The sequence below is a fragment of the Corynebacterium sp. c8Ua_99 genome (assembly GCF_039907185.1).
Classification (GTDB): Bacteria; Actinomycetota; Actinomycetes; order Mycobacteriales; family Mycobacteriaceae; genus Corynebacterium; species Corynebacterium jeikeium_D.
Genome location: NZ_JASBOG010000018.1, coordinates 28,023 through 50,453, shown reverse-complemented (window position 1 = coordinate 50,453; position 22,431 = coordinate 28,023). Strand labels below are relative to the sequence as shown.

The following is a 22,431-nucleotide window of genomic DNA, read 5'->3' as shown; positions in this document are numbered from 1 at the left end:
AGGCTGTCTGGACGGTCTTTCCGGATAGCTTTCTCTCTTCTCTCGCTCAATCCGCTCCGACGCAAAATCGCCCAGCCACTTCACGACACCTATGTCACCTCATGCCACCTCCACAGCTGGTACGAGGTGACGCCTGTGTCGTGAAGTGGCCCAGAAGGGGGGGGCGGAGCGAAGTGCCCTGGGGAAACAGGCCACCGCCCAGCTACAGATCCAAATCCAGCGAAGCGCCCGGAATAGCGTCCAGCAGCCGCTGGGTGTACTCCTCCTCCGGGTGGTCGAAGAGATCGTCGGTAGGACGGTGCTCAACCATCTTGCCGTGCTCCATCACGATGACCTCATCAGCCACCTGCCGCACCACAGCGAGGTCATGGGTGATGAACAGGTAGGCCAGATCCAGCTCTTCCTGTAGCTCGGCAAGCAATTCGAGCACCTGAGCCTGCACCACCACGTCGAGTGCTGACACCGCCTCGTCACAGACCACAACCTCAGGGTTCAGGGCCAGTGCACGCGCAATCGCCACACGCTGACGCTGACCACCCGACAGCTCACCGGGGAAGCGGCGCCCCATTTCCGCGGGAAGAGCGACGCGGTCGAGAAGCTCGAATACGCGCTGCTCACGCTCCTTCTTGGTGCCAATCTTGTGAATCCGCAGCGGCTCCTCGATGGAGGAATGCACCGTGCGCATCGGGTCCAGCGTCGCATACGGGTTCTGGAAAATCGGCTGAATGCGACGCCGCAGCTCCAGCTCCTCTTTACGACTCCGGCCCTGGACGCGTTTGCCGTCGAAAAGCACTTCGCCTTCGGTCGGATCGAGCAGCCCCAGCGCCATGTTGGCGACAGTGGACTTGCCCGAACCGGATTCGCCCACGATTCCGATGGTGCGACCGCGACGCAGCGTAAAGCTGATGTCATCGACGGCGCGGAAGGAATCCTTGCGCCACGGACGGTCGCCGCGGATGGCAAAGTCGCGCACCAAGTTCTTCGCGACCAGAATCTCCTTCTGGTCCGCATCCGATGTCGTCGGCGCCGCCACCACGCGATCACCGCGCCGGGCAGCCAGCGATGGAGCCGCCGCGATTAGCTGCTTGGTGTATGGATGCTGCGGGCGGGTGAGAACTTGCAGGGCAGGGCCGGTCTCCACGACACGTCCTGCTTGCATAACGACGAGTCGGTCAGCGCGCTCGGCAGCCAAACCGAGATCATGAGTAATAAGCACCACGGACGTGCCGAGTTCGCTAGTGAGCTTGTCGAGGTGGTCGAGGATTTTCTTCGCCACGGTCACGTCGAGAGCGGACGTGGGCTCATCGGCAATCAGCAGCTTTGGGTGCGCGGCCAAGCCCATCGCGATAAGTGCGCGCTGGCGCATACCACCGGAGAACTCGTGCGGGTACTGGTCGATACGCTTTTTAGCGTTCGGCAGGCCAGCCTGTTCCAGCAGCTCAATCGCCTTTTTGTGGGCCTCGGAGCCAGTGGTGATGTTGTTGGCGCGCAGCGCCTCCTTAATCTGGGAACCGACGGTCCACACTGGATTGAGATTGGTCATCGGATCCTGGGGGACCAGGCCGATGCCGTTGCCGCGGATGCTAACAAACTCGCGGTCGGTCAGGTGTGTGATGTCACGGCCATCGAAGGTGATGGTGCCACCGGTGACTTCACCATCACCGGGCAACAGCCCCAGCGCGGCGTGGACAGTGGTGGACTTACCCGAGCCGGACTCGCCGACAATGGCGACCGTCTCACCGGGGAAAACCTCAAGGTCGACGTCATGCACGACATCGGTCAACGATTTACTGCGGCGGCCGGACGCTGTGGTCGTCGGAAAGCCAATGCAGACATCCTTCAAGGTGAGAATGGGCGCTGCGGAAGTATTGGTGTCGGTGCTCATCGACGACGCTCCTTCGGGTCGAGAGAATCCTTCAAAGCGTCACCCATGAGGATGAAGCCGAGAACGGTAATCGCCAGGGCGAGTGCTGGCCAGAACAGGTTGGACGGGGCCTGGCGGAGCACCTGCTGTGCGACAGAGATGTCGTTGCCCCAGGAAACGGTGGTCGTCGGCAAGCCAATGCCCAAGTAGGACAGCGTGGCCTCGGCGACGATGTAAATACCCAGCGAGGTCGTGGCCATGACGATGACAGGGGCGAGGCAGTTCGGCAGCACATGGCGGAAGAGAATGCCAGTGCTGGACAGACCGAGCGCCTTGGAGGCGGTGACGTATTCCTCGTTTTTCACTGAGATCACCGAGGAGCGCACCACGCGCGCCATCTGCGGCCAGCCGAAAGCAGCGAGCACGAAGACCACGGACCAAATGGTGCGTTCGGTAAACAGCTGCATCAGCACGATGCCGGCGAGAATCAGGGGGATGGCAAAGAACATGTCCGTGATGCGGGAGAGCACCGCGTCGACCCAACCGCCAAGATAGCCAGCGATGGCACCGAGGATGATGCCCACCACGGTCACGGCCAGGGTGACGCCGATGCCGACGATGACCGAGGCGCGGGCACCGTAGATGACACGGGCGTAGACGTCGTAGCCCTGCTGAGTGAAGCCCATCGGGTGGCCGTCGCGGGCTGGGGCCAGCGAGTCACGCAGGTTTGCCGCCGTCGGGTCCACAGAGGTGAACAGCGACGGGAATGCGGCCACTGCGATGGAGAGCAAAATAATGAATGCGGAAACCCAGAACAGTGGGCGGTAACGCAGGTTCTGCCAGGCCGAACCCCAGAGCCCCAGTGGTGGGGTATCCGGCAACTGCTTGTGGTCGGGGTTCGTCGCCTGTGCGGCGGGGGCCTGCGCGGTGTTGGCCTGCGCGGTGCCGGTATGCACGGCGTTGGCCTGCTTTTCTGGCTGAGTCGAATCTAACTGCGTCGAATCTGGCTTAGGCATAACGAATCCTCGGATCCAGGACTGCGTAGAGCAAGTCGATGAGCAAGTTGGCGAACATGTAAATAACCACCAGGATGGTCACGATGCTGACCACGGTGGGAGCTTCACCAATCTGGACGGCGTGGAAGATCAGGCCACCGATACCTGGCACGTTGAAGATGCCCTCGGTGACAATTGCGCCGCCCATCAGAGCCGCGAGATCAGCGCCGATGAAGGTCACAACGGGAATTAGCGAGTTGCGCAAGATGTGGCGACGGGTGACTTCAGAGGTTGGCAAGCCCTTGGCGCGGGCAGTGCGTACGAAGTCAGCATGGCGTGCCGACGAGACCTCGGAGCGCGTCAGTCGCAGAACATAAGCAACCGAGACGAGACCCAGCACGAATGCCGGCAGCAGCAGGGAGGTAAAGGAGGCATCGCTACCAACGGTGGGGGAGACAATCTCCCAGCGCACACCGAAGAGGTAGCGGGCCACGAAGCCGAGCACGAAGGTCGGAGTTGCGATAACCAGCAGGGACATCACCAGAACGGTGGAGTCGAAGAAGCCGCCCTTGCGCATACCGGCAATAACGCCGAGGCCGATACCGAAAATGGCCTCAATGGCAACGGCCATCAGAGCCAGGCGAATTGTAATAGGGAAGGCCAGCGCGATTTCCTCGCCGACCGAGCGACCGGAGAAGGTCTCGCCCATATCCAGGGTGAACAGGCCCTTGAGGTACTCCCAGTACTGGACGAGGAAAGGCTCATCCAGGTGGTAGTGGGCGCGCAGTGCTGCGACCTGCTCCGGTGGCAGCTGCTTATCGCCAGCCAGTGCAGCGATGGGGTCGCCTGGCATGGCGAAGACCATTGCATAAATCAGCAGTGTGGCACCGAAGAATACCGGCACCATCTGCAGGAGTCTCTTTCCGATATACCAACCCATGGTGCTAGTCCTTCTCAATCATCGGGTAGTCCAAGATGCCGTCCCACATCACTACGGCATTGCGCAGCTTCGGGTTCCACGCCACCGAAGCATTGGGGTACCACAGCGGAATCGCTGGCAGGTCCTCCATCAGCACAGACTGAGCCTTGACATAAATTGGCTTGGCATCGTCTGCGCTCTTTGCCGAGGCCGCCTCCTGAATCAGCTTGTCGAACTCCGGATTGGAGTAGTGGTTGTCATTCGAGGAACCACCGGTGACGAACTGCGGGATCATGTAGTTGGCCACAGATGGGTAGTCAGCTGCCCAGCCAGTGCGGTAGCCGCTGGTGATGGTCTCGTTGGAGATTTCATCGCGCAGCTGCTTGAAGGTCGGGTAGGCCTTGCCGTGGGAATCGATGCCGAGGGTCTCGCCAATCATGTTGGTCACCGCTTCGACCCACTGCTGGTGTCCGCCGTCGGCGTTGTAGGCGATGTCGAACGAGCCGGTAAACGGCGCAATTTTGTTGGCTTCGGCCCACAGTTGGCGGGCCTTCTTCGGGTTGTATTCCAGCACCTCTTGGCCAGGTACGTTCGGGTCAAGGTCGCCGAGCGTCAACGAGCTGAACTCGCGCGCCGGGGTGCGGGTGTCGAAGAAAATCTTCTCAGTGATTAGTTTCCGGTCAATCGCCATGGAAATCGCTTGACGACGAAGCTTGCCCTCTTCACCCGAAAAACCTGGCAGATTTCGCGGAATTGCGAAGTACTGCGAAGAGGAGGTCGGGACGTTTGCGCTGGAGTCGGGGAAGTCGGTTTGGAAGCTGGCGAGAGCCGTTGGTGGAATTGTGCGTGGCAGCGTGTCCAGGCGGCCGGCCTGGAGGTCTGCATATGCGGTGTCCACGTCCGAGTAGAAGCGGTATACCAGGCCGTTGTTACGGGCCTTGTGCTCACCGGCGAAGTCATCATTGCGAACCACAGTTAGCTGGTTGTTGTGCAGCCAAGCGCGGCCTTCGGCCATCTTGTACGGTCCATTGCCGATTGGGTGTTCACCGAAAGCCTTCTTGTCTTCGAACGCGGCCTTCGGCAGCGGCATAAACGCGACATAGCCGAGGCTGAGCGGGAAGGAGGAATCTGGGTTGGTCAGATCCACGGTGAACCTCAGGGCATCGACCTTTTTCAGGCCGGAGAGGGTTTTCTCCGTGGCCTTTTCTCCCGAGACTGCATCAAAACCCTGCACGTTGGCGAAGAAGGACTGCTGCTTCTGCAGGTTCGGTCCGTAGGCAGCGTAATTCCAGGCATCGATGTAGCTCTGCGCGGTGACTGGTTCGCCGTTGTGGAAGGTCCAGCCCGGTTTCAGCGTGATGTCGAAATGAGTCGAGTCCTCGTTGGGCTTAATTTCTGCCGCATGGTCCAGGATCATCGAGCCGTCGGTGTCGTAGCGCACCAGACCTGAGTAGAGCATGCGGAGGATATCGCCACCACCGGTTTCATTGGTGTCAGTGGTGTACAGCGGCGACTGTGGTTCGGAGTTCTGGACCACAATGAACCCCGCGCCGACCTGTTGCTGGTCAGTGCTGCAGGCAGCGAGCGCGCTTCCTGGCAAGGCGATTACCAGCAAAGCCGCCAGGATCTGGCGGACATGCAGCGTGAACTTTCCTTTTCCGCTGAGCGTTGTTGCGTGCAGTTTTGTGGCACGGGACTTCTCTCGCTGTCGGAGCTTCCGCCGGAGTTTCTGCCGGGTGTGGAAGGGGCCGGAGGCAACGGGTCTATGCATCGCGAGCCTTTCTAGATTCTGCCAGATAGGCGATATGAATTTGGTGATCGGCTCACTCCAAATGACTTAGATACCCACCTCCCACCTGCATAGGCAATGGTGGTGGTGACAACTTGGGTGTGGTGGGCTCTAAGGTTTGGATACGACCGTTCAATACAGTCTCTAACCATACAAGTCCAAAAAACATATGAGTATTAATCAGGCGAACCATCCCTTATTTGACGGTGTCTTTTACCCTCGATTGGGGAGTTAATCCTGTGCAGTGGTGCAACGTTGTAACATCCTGGCACCCCCGCAGGGGTTGGGGCTGCTGAATTTCTGGCTGTCCCACCGCCGGGCTCCTGTCCGGCCCCATCCGCGACTTCACGACACAGGTGTCACCTCATGCCACCTCCACAGTTGGCACGAGGTGACACCCGTGTCGTGAAGTGGGTTTTGGAAGAGGAAGTGGACTTTGAAGGAGGCGGAGAGACAGCGCATTAAGTCCCGCAGTACGAGTGGAAAGCACCCAACTCCCGCGGTGCCGGCTCCGTGAACCCCGCAGGGACGTCTTGCGACTCAAAGGGGTTGGTTACCGCCTCCAGCAGGTGCCGGTAGTCGGTCAGATCCCCCGCCCCTGCCGCCGCTAACGCTTCCGTGACCAGGTAGTTTCGCGGAATATACAGCGGATTCGTTTCCTCCATAAGTGCCAGGGCCGTCGTCTGGTCGATTCCCAGCTCCTCCCGCGTCCGCTGCCACAACTGCCTCCACTCAGTCGCGGCAGCGGGGAACGCAGGATCATCAGACAGCCTGGTCAGCGCAGCCAACGCAGCAACTGTATCCCCATCACCATCGGCCAGAACCTCAATCAGCGCCCGATGAGCATTCGTATGGTCGAGCCCAAACTTCGCCAGCAACGCCTGCCACTGCTGCACCAGGGGGATGGCCAGCGGGTCGTCGTAAAGCGAGGGGAGAATCCCCAACTTGGGCAGCCACCTGCGGCTGAGCGCATCGGTGAATTCGTCGGCGAATTCGCCCAGGATGTCGCGGGCGCGTGCGAGGGCATCCTCCGGGGTGCCTGCGAAATGCGGTAGCAATGTCTCCGCGAGCTTCGACATGTTCCACCCCGCGATTGTTGGCTGCGCGCCGTACGCGTACCGACCGCCGTGATCAATGCTGCTAAACACCGCCCGCGAATCGTGCGCATCCAGAAACGCACACGGCCCAAAGTCGATGGTCTCGCCCGCGATGCTGGCATTGTCGGTGTTCATCACGCCGTGGACAAAACCGCAGGCCAGCCACGCCGCAACGAGATTGGCTTGCCGCTTGACGACGTCCCGGAGAACCGACTCCGCCGAACCCTCGTAGCCATGCCGCTGCGCGGCGAACTCGATGAGCCGATCCATGATTCCGGTGTCCGTTCCGGAGCGAGCGACCAGCTCGAACGTGCCAACTCGCAGGTGGCTGGATGCTACGCGCACGACGATGCCACCCGGTTGAAGTTCGGTGGTGGGGTCGGTGTTGTCGAATGGGGTTTGCGAGCCGCGGTAAATCTCTTCGCCGGTTTTGATGACCGCCAGCGCGCGGGTGGTGGGGATGCCGAGCGCATACATGGCTTCGCTGATGAGGTACTCCCGCAGCGCGGAGGTCAGCGTGGCTTTGCCGTCACCGCCACGGGAAAAGGGCGTGGGGCCGGTGCCTTTCGCTTGGATCTCGTAGGCCTGGGTGCTGTCGCTGTGGGTTGTCTCTTTGGGGCAGTCGGGCTGGTTAGGCGGACAGTGCAGCCCAGTCAGCCCCGGTTCAGCCTCAACTGTGGCAAGCAAGAGCGCGCGACCATCACCGAGTAGGCCTGCGAAGTTACCGAACTGGTGGCCGGCGTAGGCCGTGGCCATCGGGGTTGTGTATGCGCCGGGTGGGGTGCCGGCGCCGCTGTCGACTCCGTGATCGGCGCCGCGGCCAGTGAGGAACTTCAGGCCAGCGTCTGACCGGAGCCACTGTGGGGAGAGGCCGAGTTGGGTCGCGAGCTCGTCGTTAAGCATGACCAGCTGCGGTGATGGGGCGGCGAATCCCTCCTGGGAGATAGCGAGTTCAGGCAGTGCGGTGGGAAGATCAGCGACGTTTCTAGCCATGTGCGCAGTTTAACGGGTAGGCCGAATTGGGGTTGGCGCGCTGGTGCGTTCAGCGGTGCTACGTACGTTGACGTGGCCTCGAAGGCGGAAAACCCCGGTTGCTGGAACAATTCCAGCAACCGGGGTGCGCTCGGGGTAGCCCTACTTCTTCAGGGACTCCGGAGCGTTGAAGCGCTCGCCGTGCTTAGCGGCCAGCTCTTCGGCGCGCTCGACGAAGCCTGCGACACCGCGGCGCTCCGGGTGAGCTGCGGCCGGGTCGATAACAGTGGCGCCGTCGTAGTTCTTAATGAACTGGCGAGTACCACCGGTCCAGGCCGGGTAGCCGATACCGAAGATGGAGCCGATGTTGCCGTCGGCGTCGTGAAGCAGAACGCCCTCGTCGACGCACTTCTGAGTCTCGATGGCCTCGATGAAGAGCATGCGGTCAACCAGCTCCTGCAGGTCGGTGTCCTCCGGAGCAATCGGGGTGATGTTCAGCTCCTCGCGGAGCTCGTTGAACAGGCCCGGCCAGAGACCGGAGCGCTTGCCGTCGACGTACTCGTAGAAGCCCTTGCCCTCGAGCTTGCCCGGGCGCTCGAACTTGTGCAGCATGGCCTCGACCAGGGCCGGCACGCCGCCCTCGTCCAGGGTCTGACCTGCAGCTTCGGCGGCTGCGCGGGTCTCGCCAGCGATCTTCTCCATGAGCTTGAGGTTCAGCTCGTCGGCAAGCTGGAGCTGCGGTGCCGGGTAACCGGCCTGGCGACCAGCGGCCTCGATGATGGCCGGGTCGTAGCCCTCGGCAACCATGCGCAGGGCCTCGTTGATAACGGTGCCGATGACGCGGGAGGTGTAGAAACCGCGGGAGTCGGTAACGACAATCGGAATCTTGCGGATTGCGACAGCGAAGTCCAGCGAAGCGGCGAGGATTGCCGGGTCGGTGTTGTCACCGGAGATGATCTCAATCAGCTGCATCTTGTCCACCGGGGAGAAGAAGTGCAGGCCGATGAAGTCCTTCTCACGCTTGACGTGGGAAGCCAGCTCGGTGATCGGAAGGGTGGAGGTGTTGGAGCCCAGGATGCAGGTCTCCGGAACTGCGGCCTCGATCTCGGCGTGAACCTTGTGCTTGAGGTCGGTGTTCTCGAAGACTGCCTCGATGACTAGATCGACGTCGGACAGGTCGTCGTAGGACTCGGTCGGCTTGATGCGGTTCAGCAGCGCTGCGGACTTCTCCTCAGTGGTGCGACCGCGTTTGAGAGCCTTGGCCTCCAGACCCTCGGAGTAGGCCTTGCCGCGCTCGGCGTTCTCCAGGGAAATGTCCTTCAGGACAACTTCCATGCCTGCCTTTGCACACACGTATGCAATACCTGCGCCCATCATGCCGGCACCAACGACGGCAACCTTCTTGAACTCGCGCTTCGGGTACGGGGTGCCGTCAGCCTGCAGCGGACGGGAGCCGCCGCCCTGAGCGTGGTTGAGGTCGAAGAAGAACGCCTGCATCATGTTCTTCGACTGAGTGCCGGTGACCAGCTCGGTGAAGTAGCGGGACTCGATACGCAGTGCAGTGTCGATGTCGACCTGAGAGCCCTCGATGGCAGCCTGCATCGCAAGGCGCGGAGCCTTCATCGGGGAGCCCTTGAGCTGCTTGGTCAGGTTTGCCGGGAAGGACGGCAGGTTCATTGCGAACTTAGGAGTCTTCGGGTCACCGCCTGGGATCTTGAAGCCCTTCTCATCCCACGGCTGTGCGGCCTTGGCGTCTTCGCTGGTCAGCCATGCGCGGGCGGTGTCGATGAGCTGCTCCGGAGCAACAACCTCGTCAACGAGGCCAGCTGCGAGGGCCTTGCCCGGGTTCATCTGAGCGCCGGTCAGAATGACCTTCATCAGCGCGTCCTGAATGCCCAGCATGCGCACGACGCGGGAAACGCCGCCGCCGCCCGGCAGCAGGCCGAGGGTGACCTCTGGCAGGCCAATCTTGGAACCGCGGGCATCGGCAGCAACGCGGTGGTTAGCACCCAGCGCGACCTCGAGGCCGCCGCCCAGTGCTGCGCCGTTGATGGCAGCAACAATTGGCACCGGGAGCTTCTCCAGGCGACGCAGGGAGGCCTTCATGTCCTCGACCATGCCGAACATGTCAGCTGCATCGTCCTCGGTGGCCTTGGACATCTGCTTGATGTCACCACCTGCGAAGAAGGTCTTCTTCGCGGAGGTGATGATGATGCCCTTGATGGAGGTCTCAGAGCCGTCGCCAATTTCGTTTTCCAGGCGCTCCACGGTGGCGCGGATGTCGTCCTGGAAGGTCTTGTTCATGGTGTTGACCGGCGCATTCGGGTCATCCATGGTGAGGGTGACGATTCCGGCGTCGTCCTGATCCCACCGGAACATGTTATCTGTGCTCATAAATCAGTCAGTCCTTTGTGGTTATCGCGGTGTGACCGCGGTAATTGTCGCTGTGAGTTTCGTTCCGGTTTGCTTTAGACGCGCTCGATGATGGTTGCAACACCCATGCCGCCAGCCACGCAGAGCGAGATGAGGGCGTAGCGGCCACCGGTGCGGTGCAGCTCATCGATTGCGGCGCCGGTGATCATGGCACCGGTTGCACCCAGCGGGTGACCCATGGCCATTGCGCCACCGTTGATGTTGAGCTTGTCGTAGTCGATGCCCAGGTTCTGCTGAGCGTGCTTGACGACGGCGGCAAACGCCTCGTTGATTTCCCAGACGTCGATATCGTCGACGGTCAGGTTGGCCTTGGCCAGTGCCTCGCGGACAGCCGGCTCGATACCGGTCAGCATGATGGTCGGCTCGACACCATTGACGGCGGTGGCGACAACGCGTGCGCGTGGGGTCAGACCCATGTCTGCGCCGGCCTTCTCAGAGCCAACCAGAGTCAGTGCAGCGCCATCGACGATGCCGGAGGAGTTACCTGCATGGTGGACGTGGTTAATGCGCTCAAGCTGCGGGTACTTCTTCAGTGCAACTGCGTCGAAGCCGCCCTGCTCACCCATCATGGTGAAGGCTGCGCGCAGACCGGAGAGGGACTCTGCGGAGACGCCTTCGCGGATGGTCTCATCACGATCGAGGATGGTCAGGCCGTTAGCGTCCTTGACTGGGACGACGGAGCGGTCAAAGCGGCCCTCAGACCAAGCCTTTGCGGCACGAGCGTGGGAGAGTGCTGCCATCTCGTCGAGGGACTCACGGTCAAAGCCGTCGAGCGATGCAATCAGGTCAGCGGAAATACCCTGCGGGACGAAGTCGGTCGCAAACGAGACCTGTGCGTCCATCGCCATTGCACCGCCGTCGGACATCATTGGCACGCGGGACATGGACTCGACGCCACCGGCGAGGACGAGCTCGTCCATGCCGGAGCGGACTTTCTGAGCAGCCAAGTTGATGGCGGAGAGGCCGGAAGCGCAGAAGCGGTTGATCTGGACACCGCCGGTGCGGTACGGCAGACCTGCGGTGAGTGCTGCGGTCCGGGCAATGTCCGCACCCTGGTCGCCGACCGGGCTGACGCAGCCAACGATGAGGTCGCTGATGCGTTCTTCATCCAGGTCCGGGAAGCGGTTGCGAATTTCGTCGATGAGGCCGACGAGAAGTGATACCGGGCGTACCTCGTGGAGGGAGCCGTCCTTCTTGCCCTTGCCGCGCGGGGTGCGAATTGCCTCGTAGATGAAGGCTTCGCCGCCCGGCTGAATGGTGGCGGAAGTCATGTGTTTTTACCTCACAGATTCGTCGTAAAGTGTCGTGCGTCACTCTATAACGAATGGCGGATTGCCGGGGGTGATTTGAGGGGTGCTGGGGAGAAAGTTGACTCCCTGTAGTCTCCCACCTGCGGTTATGTGAGAAACCGGGGGTAATTACATAAGTATTTTTAGGTGGCGATTGTGGCTCCTCCAATTCTCCTAGACTTGGCTCATGAGCGACTCCCGCATCGACTACATCGAGTTCCCCGCCTCTTCCGTTGAAGAACTGAACACAGTCCGCGACTTCTTCTCATCCGTTTTCGGCTGGACCTACGCCATGTACGGCGACGACTACGCCGACACTGGAGATTCCGGCACCGCCAGTGGCGTTAACGCCGAGGATCCAACGCGCGCAATCATGCCACTCATCCGGGTGTCGGATCTGGATGCCACATACGAGCAGGTCAAGGCGTCGGGTGGCACAATTACGAAGGAACCGTACGACTTCCCAGGCGGTCGTCGCTTCTACTTCACGACGCCCGCAGGTCACGAGCTCGGCGCGTGGACTCCAGTCGAGCCTGCGTAGTGACGATCCGGCCTGCAGCGATTGCTAGCACTGCATTTCTTGCTATCCCTTCGCTGCCTGACCCCGCTTCCAATATCCCATGAACGACACCTGCTTCCTCGGAACGTGGCATTCCTTCACCAGCAGCCTCCGCATCCGAATCACCGCTGAAGACTCACCTGCAATCCAAAAGTAAGTCCCGGTTAGTGTCGGATTCGGAGATCCGGCGTTGGCCGTGTCTTCGCCGCTGGAATTGGAAATATCTTCACCTGACTGGGAATAGCTTGGAGTCTCCCACATCAGAAAGTTGGGGTCATCCTCGCCTGTCGACGCAGTGGTTGCCGCATTCCCCTCGAGAACGTTTGACAGTGATTCTCGCGCGACCGGGCTTAGCGCATTGCTGACAAGCTTCACCAGATTGGAGTACAGCAGCTCGCCCGAAGTGTCGTGCTCATCTTCCGCTCGAGCCAGCCACTTCACCGAAACTCCAGATGGCACCTCTAGCTTCTGGACATCGCTGGTAGATGGAATCTCAATAAACACCTCTCCCTGCACTCCCGCTGGCCATTCCTCCAGGGTTTTCGCAATTGCAGGTAAGGCAGTTTCATCTCCAAGCATCACGATGCGACTACTAGCTCCAGGGGCGAATTCGATGCCGCTGCCGGATTCATCATCTCGTGCCGGTGCGATGATGAGCAGCTCATCGCCGACCTGTGCCTTTGCAGCCCACGCAGAGGCTGGTCCAGTGGCATCGGGGTGTAGCACGAAATCGATGTCGAGTTCATCGGGAGCGTCGTCTGGCAAGTTGCGTCGAAAAGCGCGGATGGAATACGTGCGGACATAGCCGCGAGTCTCGGGGTCAAGGGTTTGCCAGGTAGCGAACCAATTCTCCTCCGGCAGCTCTGGAAGCTGACCAGCTGCTGGGATAATGACTTTGATACGGACGTCCCGAATCGTGTCCTTCGGACCGACATTCTCCACGCCGTGAAGTGTTATGCGCTGAAAGTGCGGGGAAATCTGTCGCGTGTGGGCAACGCGGACGCGGTGTGGCTGGTATCCCATAGGAATCCTTAATTCTGATGAGTTGCTTACATCTACTGAGCTAGTGCTGGGCTAGTTTTGAGTGGTGGCGGCCCACAGGCATAACAGTGGGTAGCCCTGAGACCGGATCGGTAATAATCAGCGATTCGAGGTCGAACGCCTCCCGGGTCAGCTCTTGTGTGAGCACGTCGACAGGCGCTCCTGCGGAATGCAGTCGTCCGTCGCGCATGGCGACGAGAACATCCGAATACCGAGCAGCCAGGTTGAGGTCGTGCAGCACCATGATGATGGTGGTGCCTCGGCGTTGATTGAGATCAGTTAGTAGATCCAGGACTTCTAGTTGATGTTTTAGATCTAGGTAGGTTGTAGGTTCGTCGAGAAGCAGCACATCGGTTTGTTGTGCGAGTGCCATTGCAATCCACACACGTTGACGCTGGCCGCCGGAGAGCTCTTCGACGCACCGCCCTGCGAGGTCTGCGACTCGGGTAGCTTCCATAGCTTCGGTGACGATGTCGTAGTCGGCTGAACTCCAGCGACCCAGAATTCCCTGGTAGGGGGTTCGACCACGGCCGACTAAGTCTGCGACAGTGATGCCGTCAGGAGCGATAGGGGTCTGCGGAAGCAGTCCGAGCCGCTTTGCCAATTCGCGGGAAGAATAGGAACCTAGCTCCTTGCCGTCCAGCTCGACGGATCCAGCTGATGGCCGAATCAAACGAGCTAGCGTACGTAGAAACGTTGATTTGCCACAACCATTTGGTCCGACAATCGAAGTAATCTTGCCTGCTTCGAATGACAAAGTCAGGTCTTTCACAATGGGTTTTTCCCCATATCCAGAAGTAAGGGACTGAGCATTCAGTTGTGCGGACACGGTGAGTGACTCCTTGGTTTGATGAACAAAGCGCAGCTATCGAGATGTTCTGACGAGCAGATAGATCAAAAAGGGTGCTCCGAGCGCGCCGGTAATAACTCCGACGGGATAACGCGTGCCGAAGAGGTATTGGCCGGCTAAATCTGCGACAAGCACCAAGAATGCTCCAACCAATCCAGATGGCACTATGAGGTTCGCGCCGGGCCTAAAGATTCGCATCGCGATCGGGCCTGCCATGAATGCGACAAATGAGATTGGTCCGGTTGCGGATGTCGCCACTGCGATGAGCATGACGGCGCCGACAATAAGAGCTCCGCGAAGCAGGTTCACGCGCAGTCCGAGTGAGGTGGCGATGTCGTCGCCAAGCTCCAAGATTGATAGCCTGTGCGCACCAATCAAGAGCAGCGGTGTTACGACAAGAACGGTAATAACCAGCGGTAATCCGCGCTCCCACGAGATGTTATTCAGCGATCCAGTCAACCAACGTGTGGCCGTCGGCAGATCCCACGCGGAAGCCTTCGACAGCACGTAGGTGGTCCATGCCTGCAGCATCGCCGCAATGCCGATTCCCGTCAGGATCAGGCGAGTGCCGGCAAATCCCGATTTCAACGCCAGCAGGTAGGTCAGAGCGGCCACGCTTAACGACGCCATCAGCGCCACCGTTGACACGGCAGTCTGAGAGGCCTGAAACAGCACAATCATGGTCGAACCAGCAGCGGCCGCACCAGCGGAAATACCGATAATGTCCGGTGAGGCTAACTGGTTTCGCAGCATCGTTTGGAAGATTGTTCCTGATACGCCAAACGCGAAGCCGGCGACAATTGCAATCGTGGCGCGTGGTAGGCGTAGCTCTCCCACTGTGAAAGATGCCCCGGGGACGGTGTCACCGCGAATGACGCCGATGACATCGGCAAGGGAATAGAAGGAATCTCCAAGCATGAGACTCAGCAGCCACAGTACGGCCGTAATCGCTGCTAGAACCAATAATGTGAGCGTAAAACGAATTCGGGCGTGACCGCGTTGTTCTTGGATAGCGGTCGCTAATTCGCTGGCCCTATTCTGCGGGCGCGTTTCGGGGGCGAGGTTTGTCATAGTTCCCGCATCCTTGTCTGTCGCACGATCCAAATAAACAGTGGAGCTCCGAGGAAGGGCATGATGATGCCGACAGCAATCTCGGATTGGTCACCGACGAGGCGCCCGACGGTGTCAGCAAGCGTGAGCAATACTGCTCCTGCCAGAGCGCTTGCTGGGATGAGAACGCGGTGGTCGGTTCCAAGGATCATCCGGAGTACGTGGGGGACGATGAGACCGACGAAGGCAATCGGACCGGTGACGGCAGTGGTGGTCCCGCAGAGCAGCACCGCGCCGAGTGTTGCCAGGACTCGCGTGCGGGTTAAGTTGATGCCGAGGCTGGTGGCGACATCATCGCCAAGGGAGAGTGCGTTGAGGCCGCTGCTGGTTAAAAAGACGATGACGAACCCGAGCCCAAGTAACGGGAAAGCGACCGTCAGTGATTCCCACTGCGCACCGCTGACGGAGCCGATTTGCCAGTTGCGGAATTCGTCCATGACATCGGCGCGCGGCAACAAGATGGCGCTGGTCAAGCTAGATAGGGCGGCGGCCGTGGCAGCTCCAGCAAGAGCTAGCTTGAGTGGAGTGGCTCCGCCGTGGCCGATTGATCCCACGCAGTAGACAAACACTGCAGCTGCGAAGGCGCCCATTGACGCAACTAGCATTGTCGGCAGTGTGCGACTGATGTTGAAAAAGGTGATACCGATAACAACTGTTAGAGAAGCGCCAGCAAGAACGCCGAATATTCCGGGGTCCGCAAGCGGGTTTCGAGTAACAGCTTGAAAGGCTACGCCCGAGGTGGCGAGCGCTGCACCCGCGCACAGTGCCAGCACGGTACGCGGAATGCGTGTCCACGCTGCAGCTTCTCCCGCGGTGTCGGTAGCTCCACCTAAGGCGGAAAGCGCCTCGGTGAACGTAATACTGCGTATGCCGAACATAACCGACAGGACCACCGATACCAGTCCAAGTATCAGCAAGAGAACAAATACAGCTGACTTGGTGGTCGTCGAAGGAGGGGGAGTGGACTTTGTTGAAGCAGCATGGACTGAGGTTGGCACTATTACTTCTTCAATCCTTCGTTAAGCGCTGCGAAGTAACGGTCGATGCCCCAAGGGATGGAGAGCGGTGAGGGGTTCGAGGCGGCTCCTAGCGGGCCATCTTCAAGGAAGGCAATGTTGCCGTTCTTCACCGCCGGAATCTTGGAAAGCAGTGGATCCGCCTGCATATCCTTGACGTTTTTTCATCCTCGGCTTTATCGCCCGAGGAGTAGGAGATGATGACATCGACGTCATCGAATTGCTCCGGGTTCTCAGTGGAGACTTCAACCCAGAACTTGTCAGCAGTCTTGGACTGTTCCTCGACGATCTTCGGTGCTGCAAGACCGTGGTTTACAAGGAATCCCATGCGTGGATCTTCGGTGGAGTAGAAACCAAGCTTTGATGGGTCGGAGCTGCCACCGAAGGAGGTAAAGAGTGCTTTCTTGCCCTTGAGGTTCGGGTACTTCTCAAGAGCGTCGGCAATAGTGGTGTCCAAGTTCTCGGACAGCTTCTTGCCCTCATCGGCCTTGCCGATCGCCTTGGAGCTAATCAGAATCATGTCTTCCAATGATGTGCCCCATGCCATGTCGGGGTAGGCAATGACAGGCGCAATCTTGGAGAGCGTGTCGTAGTCCTCCTGAGAAATTCCGGAGTAAGTAGCAAGAATAATGTCAGGCTTTGTGTCTGCGACCTTTTCAAACGGGATGCCGTCGGTTTCATCGAAGAGCACCGGCTTCTTGTCGCCGGAATCTGCGCCGAGTTCCTTCAGCTTGTCTTCAACCCACGGGAGGATGCCATCGCCGTCATCGTCACCGTAGGTGGCCTTGCTCATGCCAACGGGCACTTGTCCCAGAGCAAGCGGTACTTCATGGTTCGCTCAGCCGACAGTCGCGATTCGCTGCGGTGCCTCTTTGATAGTGGTCTCGCCGAACGCGTGCTTGATGGTCACAGGGAGCTGTGTGTTGGCGTCCGAGGCGCTGACACTACTGGCGTTGTTTTCACTGCTCGTGTCGCTGCTTCCGCAGGCTGCCATGGTGAATGCGATGGCTCCGCTGGCCACCGCGATTGTCAGGGTCCTGAAGGTTTTGTTCATGTAGGTCCTTTGTTTGTGCGAAGAGTCTCGTTGAGTACTCCCGAGCCCAGCATTCTACCGAATGTCGGAAACAGTAACAAAGGGCAGGCTATCCTAAAAGCAGGGGTGGTATTGGGGGGGCTAGGGTGACGGTTTGCGTTCAGGGGCTCTAAAGGCTTCCTCTATGAACCCCCTACCGCTTCCGCAGCACCAACACCAGGTTCGACACCGCGAACTCGCGCAGCACCGGCACGTGCACCATCCACCAGGCCCACCACGGGTGGTAGCGCGGGAAAGCGGCCAGCAGCTCGCAGTCGCCGGCCTCCGCGGCAGCGCGCGCCCACTTCAATCCTTCACCGCAACCGACCTTGAACAGGGACTCGCCAAAATAGTTCTTCGGTCGCTTGCCGTGCTTCTTCTCATACATGCGCCGCGCGCGGTCGCCACCCAGGTAATGCGTCATCCCCATCTCGTGGCCGCCGAACGGGCCGTACCAAATGGTGTACGAGTAAACGACCAGTCCGCCCGGCTTGGTTACACGCAGCATTTCCTCGCCCATCGTCCATGGCTCGGGCACGTGCTCGGCGACATTCGACGAGTACGTCAGGTCAAACGCGTCATCGCGAAACGGCAGTTCCAGCCCCGATCCGCGTACCGACGACTCCAGCTTGATACCCGCCGCCGCCATCTCGCCCACATCGGGTTCGCAGGTGTAATATTCCACGCCACGCTGGGCAAATGCTCGGCCAAAGTACCCAGGGCCGCCGCCGACATCAAGGATGCGCTTGCCACGCAGTGCGGTATTCGTCGTAACGCTTGACGACGTGCCCCCTGTGTCCGTCGACCCCGCCGCACCATCCGCCCCAGCTGCGATGCCTTCCAACAGGCCGATGGTGTCCTCAGCCAGGTGCCCGTAGAAGATATCGGGATCGGTTTGCTCGTATTTGAAGTCGTTGAGCAGCCCGAATGAGCGCGACAGCGTAGCAAAGCTGCGCAGCTCTTTCAGAGCGGGCGGGACGATAAAAGCGGGAAAGCGAAAGCTGGTCACGTCAAACAATCTAATGGACTGGTTGGGTTTGGGAGTATGGATTTGAGCTAAAGCGGCAACGAAAGCCGCGCCGAGCGTTAGGCTCATATTGTTATGAAAATCTTACTGTTGTGTTGGCGCGACACTGGTCACCCCGAAGGTGGAGGTAGTGAGCGCTATTTGGAGCGCGTCGCAGGTTACCTTGCCGACCAAGGTCACACCGTGGTGTTCCGCACGGCCAGTTACCCAGACGCACCAGCCCTTTCGCGTCGTGATGGCGTGACGTTCTCCCGCGCTGGTGGAAACTTCTCCGTCTATGTGCGCTCCTGGACCGCGATGCTGGGTGCGCGATTTGGCGTGGGCCCAATTGCCAAGGTGCTCGGCGGCAAGCCGGATGTCGTGGTCGACACCCAAAACGGTGTCCCCTTTTTCGCGCGGATTTTCTCCGGCGCACCGACGGTGCTGCTAACACATCACTGCCACCGCGAACAGTGGCCAGTGGCAGGGCCGATTATTAGCAAGCTTGGGTGGTTCATCGAGTCGCGTCTGTCGCCGATGATTCACCGCCGCTGCCGCTACATCACAGTTTCCGAGCCAAGTGCCGCTGAACTGGTAGAACTTGGAGTGTCGCCGGGGCGCATCGCGGTAATCCGCAATGGTGTGGACCCGATTCCGGAGGAGTTGCAGTCGACCGAAATCATGGCGGACCTATCCGAGTGCGACGGTCCAGCACCGCATTTGGTGACGCTGTCGCGATTGGTTCCGCATAAGCAGATTGAGCACGCCATCGATGTGCTTGCAGATCTTGTACAAGATCGTCCAGGTGCGATTCTCGATGTTATTGGCTCGGGGTGGTGGCACGACAACCTCGTGGAATATGCCCGTGACAAGGGCGTTTCGGACCACGTCGTCTTCCACGGGCAGGTCACCGAGGCGGACAAACACCGCATCCTCTCCAAGGCGTGTCTGCACCTGATGCCTTCTCGCAAGGAGGGTTGGGGGCTCGCCGTCATCGAATCAGCGCAGCACGGCGTGCCGACGGTCGGTTATCGCTCCTCGGCGGGCTTGCGCGATTCGGTCAACGACGGCGAAACTGGCCTGCTGGCCAGCGATGAAGCTGACCTGATTGCCAAGACACGACAGATTCTCGATAACGGCGAACTGCATCGCGCAATGTCCAAGGCCTGCGTCGCCCGTGCCGCGGAATTTGGCTGGGACAAGACCGGTGAGGCAGTTCTGAATGTCTTGGAAAACCCAACACTGGATAAGTTGCTACCTGCGGCGGGGCAGTAGCGCTTCCATTACTCCAGTCAGTAGCCCCGCCAGCAGCCCAGCGAGTAGGCAAAGAGTCCAGATTCCAAAGGCTGTCCACGCAGCTGCATAGGCCCCCTGGCTTGGTTGTGTGGCCGGCTCGATAACGCCGGGGACATGGTATAGCTGCAGGTCAGGTGTTTCATAGACGGGGTCTAACGCTGCCACAATGTCAGCGGAGTCGCCGAAGTTGCCGGGCGAATTCTCCACTAGGACCCAGCCAACGCCTTGGTCTCGAAGACTCTGGAGCGCAGACTCAAGCTCCTCGTGTCTCTTCGCACCACCGAGCAGCGTGCGCTCAACGGTTGTGGCTCCCTCGCCAGACACCGACTGCCCAGAGACAATCAGTTCGCCAGAGCTCACCACCGGAGCGGGCAAAATCTTCGTAGCCGGGTCGAGGACAGGACGCCCATTAATAATGCGGTAAGAACCGGCAGGTAGAACCGCAACGCGATCGTCGTCAAGCGCGACCACACCGGAAACCGCCGACCAGCCTTCCCATGACGGAATGGGGCGGAGTGGAGCGACATCGGCGGGCAGCGTGGGGACAGCGGCGATGATGATGAGCGCGCTGACGCCAGTAGCCAACCACTGGCCGATGTTGGCGGTGGTCCCGCGAGCGCGGCGTGCCAGGTATTCCGCACCGCTTGCGGCGAGGATGACATAGGCGGGGACGGCGAGCGCGATCCACTTTTGCGTATCACGAAGCAGGCCCGCGCCCGGGATGTGCTCCAGCGCCCAACCCATCATCAAAATGCCCGGCGTTGTTGCGGCGAGAGCGACGAGCATGATGGCCGTGGCGCCAGTGATAATCAGCCCCCGCCAGCGCTCTTGCGAATGCCAGGCACGACGGAATCCCAGGCCCATAAGCACCAGGAGTGCCAGCACCATAATCGCCGAAAAACCAACCTCGCGCGTCAGTGGCACAGCCTGCTTATTCCAGATGCCACCCAATCCCAACAGGCTGCCGAGCGTGCCGACGTGTGCCTCTGCTCTGGCCGCAAATGCGGCAGCGCCAGCCGCATCGGAGGACCCAGCTGCACTCGGGTTCAGCAAAGATGCCACTAGCCACGGTGAACTGACCGCTACTGTTGTGGCCACAATCCAAGCGCGGTCGCGGTTATTGCGAGCGGTAACAATGCCGGTGATACCAGCCAAAAGGGCACCGGTCGGCGTGAGACCCGCAGCGGCAATTGCGCTGGTGCGCCACAAGGCACTACCCATCTGCGTTGCCAGAACAACTGCCGGAAGCAGCAATACGGCGATGACCAGTGACCACTGTCCCTGGAGCAAACGCTCGACCACAAACGGGTTCCAGAGCAGCATCGTCGGTGCAATCAGCTGGCTGGCCAAGCTCGGAGTCATGGGTACAAGGCCCGCACCGGATGCGCTACTGGTGCCCGAGCCGTGGCGAGTGAACCTGCGGGCGAGCTCAGCAGCTGCAAGACCACCAATCAAACAGGCGCCCACCATGCCGAAGCGCACCCAATGGCTGGCATCCACAAAGTAGCCCAGTGCCCACAGTGCGGTGTCCTGCGGAACAGCTCGTGCCGCAGCGGGGCCGAGTCCCAGGGCCGCGTCGGTAAGCGGTGGGTGATTGGGGATGACCATGTCGCGCAGCAGAAACATCGGTGCCCCAAAGCGACCATCGGCCGGGGCCTTGTGGGGCACAAAGAGCGGCCAGCACACGGCAGCGGTCAGCAGGAGAATCCACGACAACACAAAAACCCAGGCGACTCGCTCCGAATGAGAGCGAGCCGACTGGGTCAGAGTAGTGCGGAAACGTTGTGTCACGTGCCCTATATTAAATTATTTTTCGCTTTCCTCAGTGAAACTTAGGGTAAGCGAGAGCCTGTGGCACCGTAGTTTGGCGTCTTAGGCGGACTTGCTGCGAACACGGAAGCCAATCACGATGAGAACCAGGCCGAGGATACCGAGGATCCACGGTGCGACAGTGCCGCCGATAGTCAGCGACTTACGTGCTTCCTTAGCGCGGTCCATCTGGCGGCCCTTGGAGCCTTCGTCCCACTGAGCGGTGTACTTCATCGCGGTACGGTTCTGCTCCTTGGCTTCCTTTTCACGGCCAGCCTTGGAAGCAATTTCTTCAGCTTCCTTGTCGTCCTTGGCGTAGAACATGAACATCTCTTCAGTACCGTTGACGATCACGCCAGAAGTCGGCTCGACGCGGACAGTACGGACGTTGGTGTAGTAACGATCCAGCTCGACGTCGTCGTCACCCTCCAGGCCCCACTTGTGAGCCGGGAAGCTCAGGCGCATGGAAGCCAGCGAGGACTTGTCAGCCTCGGTGAGCTTGCGGCCGTCGCGAGTGAAGTGCTCGGTCAGGGACTCGTAGAGGTTCTGCGGCGGAATGGTCATGGAGTACTTGTAGACCTTGACGCCATCCTGAGTTTCCTCACCGACAAAGTCAATCTCGAAGTTACGCATCGCCTGGACGTCGTAGTACGGGTAGGACTTCTTCTCAGCACCAAACGGGAACTGGTACTGGATGCCCGGACGGGTGAACGTCGGCGGCTTGGTGTCCGAACCACCCTGCGGTGCGTTAATAGCAACGCTGGAGATCGGGTCATCTACCGGGTACGCAGTGCTGCGGTCAACAGTGATGCGGTCGAGGGTCGCATTGATGAGGTTCTTCGGCTCTTCGCGGTCATCGCGCAGCAGAGTGGTACCGACCTGGAGAGTTGCAATCTTGTCGTCAGCCGGCTCCTCAATCTCAACGTGGCGCTTCGACTGCATCGGAGTCTTGTCGTTGATGAAGCAGTGGACCGGGAGATCGCGCTTCTCTTCGTCCGTCTCTGCCTTGCAGCGCGGGTCATTCTTGCGGTTTGGCGTTGGCTCATTCTTGCCCAGCTGGCTGGAGTCCAACAGGGTGCCGTCGCGCACCTCCGTGATGGTGTCGCTCACAGTGTCAAGTGGGATGACCCGGAGGCGAGGCACCAGGAAGGTTGGCAGAAGGACGGCAATGACAATCAATGCAGCACCGATGATAATCAGTGCATGTCCGAGAGTTCTCTTCATCAGCGGATAGTCCTTTAACTGTACGTAACTTTCTGCTGCAAAACCTAGCAGGAAGTTAGGAGTTATGTGGTGTGTTTTTAAAAAATAACT

General features: G+C 59.9%; 16 protein-coding genes and 1 pseudogene. 2 read left to right on the top strand and 15 right to left on the bottom strand.

The genetic code is table 11. The features are described from left to right. Positions 1-202: 202 nt before the first annotated feature. The 7 genes from QKE19_RS09905 to QKE19_RS09875 all read right to left on the bottom strand — a co-directional run bounded on the left by QKE19_RS09905 (position 203) and on the right by QKE19_RS09875 (position 11,340). On the bottom strand, positions 203-1,885 hold the full coding sequence (locus QKE19_RS09905) for an ABC transporter ATP-binding protein (RefSeq protein WP_347890901.1): 1,683 nt from the start codon (positions 1,883-1,885) through the stop codon (positions 203-205). Then, entirely contained in the window at positions 1,882-2,880 is a 999-nt protein-coding gene (locus QKE19_RS09900; protein WP_049171781.1) for an ABC transporter permease, read from the bottom strand. The genes QKE19_RS09905 and QKE19_RS09900 overlap by 4 nt, the downstream gene beginning before the upstream one ends. Then, complete coding sequence (locus tag QKE19_RS09895; protein WP_016421610.1) at positions 2,873-3,799, bottom strand: ABC transporter permease; 927 nt, start codon at positions 3,797-3,799, stop codon at positions 2,873-2,875. Before QKE19_RS09895 ends, QKE19_RS09900 begins: the two co-directional genes overlap by 8 nt. A 4-nt stretch (positions 3,800-3,803) precedes the next feature. After that, positions 3,804-5,549: an ABC transporter substrate-binding protein gene (locus QKE19_RS09890; RefSeq protein WP_347890900.1), complete on the bottom strand. Its 1,746-nt coding sequence runs from the start codon at positions 5,547-5,549 to the stop codon at positions 3,804-3,806. A 479-nt stretch (positions 5,550-6,028) separates the two neighbouring features. After that, positions 6,029-7,657 carry a protein adenylyltransferase SelO family protein gene (locus QKE19_RS09885; protein WP_347890899.1) on the bottom strand — a complete coding sequence of 543 codons (1,629 nt, stop codon included), beginning with the start codon at positions 7,655-7,657 and terminating at the stop codon, positions 6,029-6,031. Positions 7,658-7,798: 141 nt separating this feature from the next. Further along, positions 7,799-10,030 carry a 3-hydroxyacyl-CoA dehydrogenase NAD-binding domain-containing protein gene (locus QKE19_RS09880; RefSeq protein ID WP_347890898.1) on the bottom strand — a complete coding sequence of 744 codons (2,232 nt, stop codon included), beginning with the start codon at positions 10,028-10,030 and terminating at the stop codon, positions 7,799-7,801. A gap of 74 nt (positions 10,031-10,104) precedes the next feature. Further along, positions 10,105-11,340 carry an acetyl-CoA C-acetyltransferase gene (locus QKE19_RS09875; protein ID WP_048760224.1) on the bottom strand — a complete coding sequence of 412 codons (1,236 nt, stop codon included), beginning with the start codon at positions 11,338-11,340 and terminating at the stop codon, positions 10,105-10,107. A 205-nt stretch (positions 11,341-11,545) separates the two neighbouring features. Between QKE19_RS09875 and QKE19_RS09870 the strand changes: the two genes are divergently transcribed. Next, on the top strand, positions 11,546-11,899 hold the full coding sequence (locus QKE19_RS09870) for a VOC family protein (RefSeq protein ID WP_070595687.1): 354 nt from the start codon (positions 11,546-11,548) through the stop codon (positions 11,897-11,899). Positions 11,900-11,941: 42 nt separating this feature from the next. Here QKE19_RS09870 and QKE19_RS09865 read toward each other — a convergent pair whose 3' ends face one another. The 6 genes and pseudogenes from QKE19_RS09865 to QKE19_RS09840 form a co-directional block, all read right to left on the bottom strand. After that, on the bottom strand, positions 11,942-12,940 hold the full coding sequence (locus QKE19_RS09865; protein WP_347890896.1) for a siderophore-interacting protein: 999 nt from the start codon (positions 12,938-12,940) through the stop codon (positions 11,942-11,944). A 40-nt stretch (positions 12,941-12,980) separates the two neighbouring features. Further along, positions 12,981-13,787, bottom strand: a complete 807-nt coding sequence (locus tag QKE19_RS09860; protein ID WP_147766164.1) for an ABC transporter ATP-binding protein — start codon at positions 13,785-13,787, stop codon at positions 12,981-12,983. Positions 13,788-13,823: 36 nt separating this feature from the next. Continuing rightward, entirely contained in the window at positions 13,824-14,879 is a 1,056-nt protein-coding gene (locus tag QKE19_RS09855) for an iron chelate uptake ABC transporter family permease subunit (protein WP_049171768.1), read from the bottom strand. After that, a complete protein-coding gene (locus QKE19_RS09850) occupies positions 14,876-15,796 on the bottom strand; it encodes an iron ABC transporter permease (RefSeq protein ID WP_070437322.1) in 921 nt (306 codons plus the stop codon). The genes QKE19_RS09855 and QKE19_RS09850 overlap by 4 nt, the downstream gene beginning before the upstream one ends. Before the next feature lie 122 nt (positions 15,797-15,918). Further along, positions 15,919-16,988, bottom strand: a pseudogene (locus QKE19_RS09845) (iron-siderophore ABC transporter substrate-binding protein). A gap of 172 nt (positions 16,989-17,160) precedes the next feature. Further along, a complete protein-coding gene (locus QKE19_RS09840; protein WP_141739555.1) occupies positions 17,161-18,015 on the bottom strand; it encodes a class I SAM-dependent methyltransferase in 855 nt (284 codons plus the stop codon). A gap of 93 nt (positions 18,016-18,108) precedes the next feature. On the opposite strand from QKE19_RS09840, the gene QKE19_RS09835 reads away from it, so the two are divergent. Continuing rightward, positions 18,109-19,287 (top strand): glycosyltransferase family 4 protein, encoded by a 1,179-nt coding sequence (locus QKE19_RS09835; protein WP_069358925.1) that lies wholly within the window; start codon positions 18,109-18,111, stop codon positions 19,285-19,287. On the opposite strand, the gene QKE19_RS09830 is transcribed toward QKE19_RS09835, so the two are convergent. Together QKE19_RS09830 and QKE19_RS09825 are read right to left on the bottom strand one after the other, a co-directional pair. Then, positions 19,267-21,099, bottom strand: coding sequence for a hypothetical protein (locus QKE19_RS09830; protein ID WP_070549972.1), 1,833 nt, complete (start codon positions 21,097-21,099; stop codon positions 19,267-19,269). The two genes, QKE19_RS09835 and QKE19_RS09830, sit on opposite strands and share 21 nt — an antisense overlap. 81 nt (positions 21,100-21,180) lie before the next feature. Next, positions 21,181-22,341, bottom strand: coding sequence for a DUF3068 domain-containing protein (locus QKE19_RS09825; protein WP_048734381.1), 1,161 nt, complete (start codon positions 22,339-22,341; stop codon positions 21,181-21,183). Between the last annotated feature and the right edge of the window lie 90 nt (positions 22,342-22,431).

Coding starts and splice junctions, on each gene's coding strand:
- QKE19_RS09905 (WP_347890901.1), bottom strand. CDS start 1,885: ATGAGCACCGACACCAATACTTCCGCAGCGCCCATTCTCACCTTGAAG.
- QKE19_RS09900 (WP_049171781.1), bottom strand. CDS start 2,880: ATGCCTAAGCCAGATTCGACGCAGTTAGATTCGACTCAGCCAGAAAAG.
- QKE19_RS09895 (WP_016421610.1), bottom strand. CDS start 3,799: ATGGGTTGGTATATCGGAAAGAGACTCCTGCAGATGGTGCCGGTATTC.
- QKE19_RS09890 (WP_347890900.1), bottom strand. CDS start 5,549: ATGCATAGACCCGTTGCCTCCGGCCCCTTCCACACCCGGCAGAAACTC.
- QKE19_RS09885 (WP_347890899.1), bottom strand. CDS start 7,657: ATGGCTAGAAACGTCGCTGATCTTCCCACCGCACTGCCTGAACTCGCT.
- QKE19_RS09880 (WP_347890898.1), bottom strand. CDS start 10,030: ATGAGCACAGATAACATGTTCCGGTGGGATCAGGACGACGCCGGAATC.
- QKE19_RS09875 (WP_048760224.1), bottom strand. CDS start 11,340: ATGACTTCCGCCACCATTCAGCCGGGCGGCGAAGCCTTCATCTACGAG.
- QKE19_RS09870 (WP_070595687.1), top strand. CDS start 11,546: ATGAGCGACTCCCGCATCGACTACATCGAGTTCCCCGCCTCTTCCGTT.
- QKE19_RS09865 (WP_347890896.1), bottom strand. CDS start 12,940: ATGGGATACCAGCCACACCGCGTCCGCGTTGCCCACACGCGACAGATT.
- QKE19_RS09855 (WP_049171768.1), bottom strand. CDS start 14,879: ATGACAAACCTCGCCCCCGAAACGCGCCCGCAGAATAGGGCCAGCGAA.
- QKE19_RS09850 (WP_070437322.1), bottom strand. CDS start 15,796: ATGTTCGGCATACGCAGTATTACGTTCACCGAGGCGCTTTCCGCCTTA.
- QKE19_RS09835 (WP_069358925.1), top strand. CDS start 18,109: ATGAAAATCTTACTGTTGTGTTGGCGCGACACTGGTCACCCCGAAGGT.
- QKE19_RS09825 (WP_048734381.1), bottom strand. CDS start 22,341: ATGAAGAGAACTCTCGGACATGCACTGATTATCATCGGTGCTGCATTG.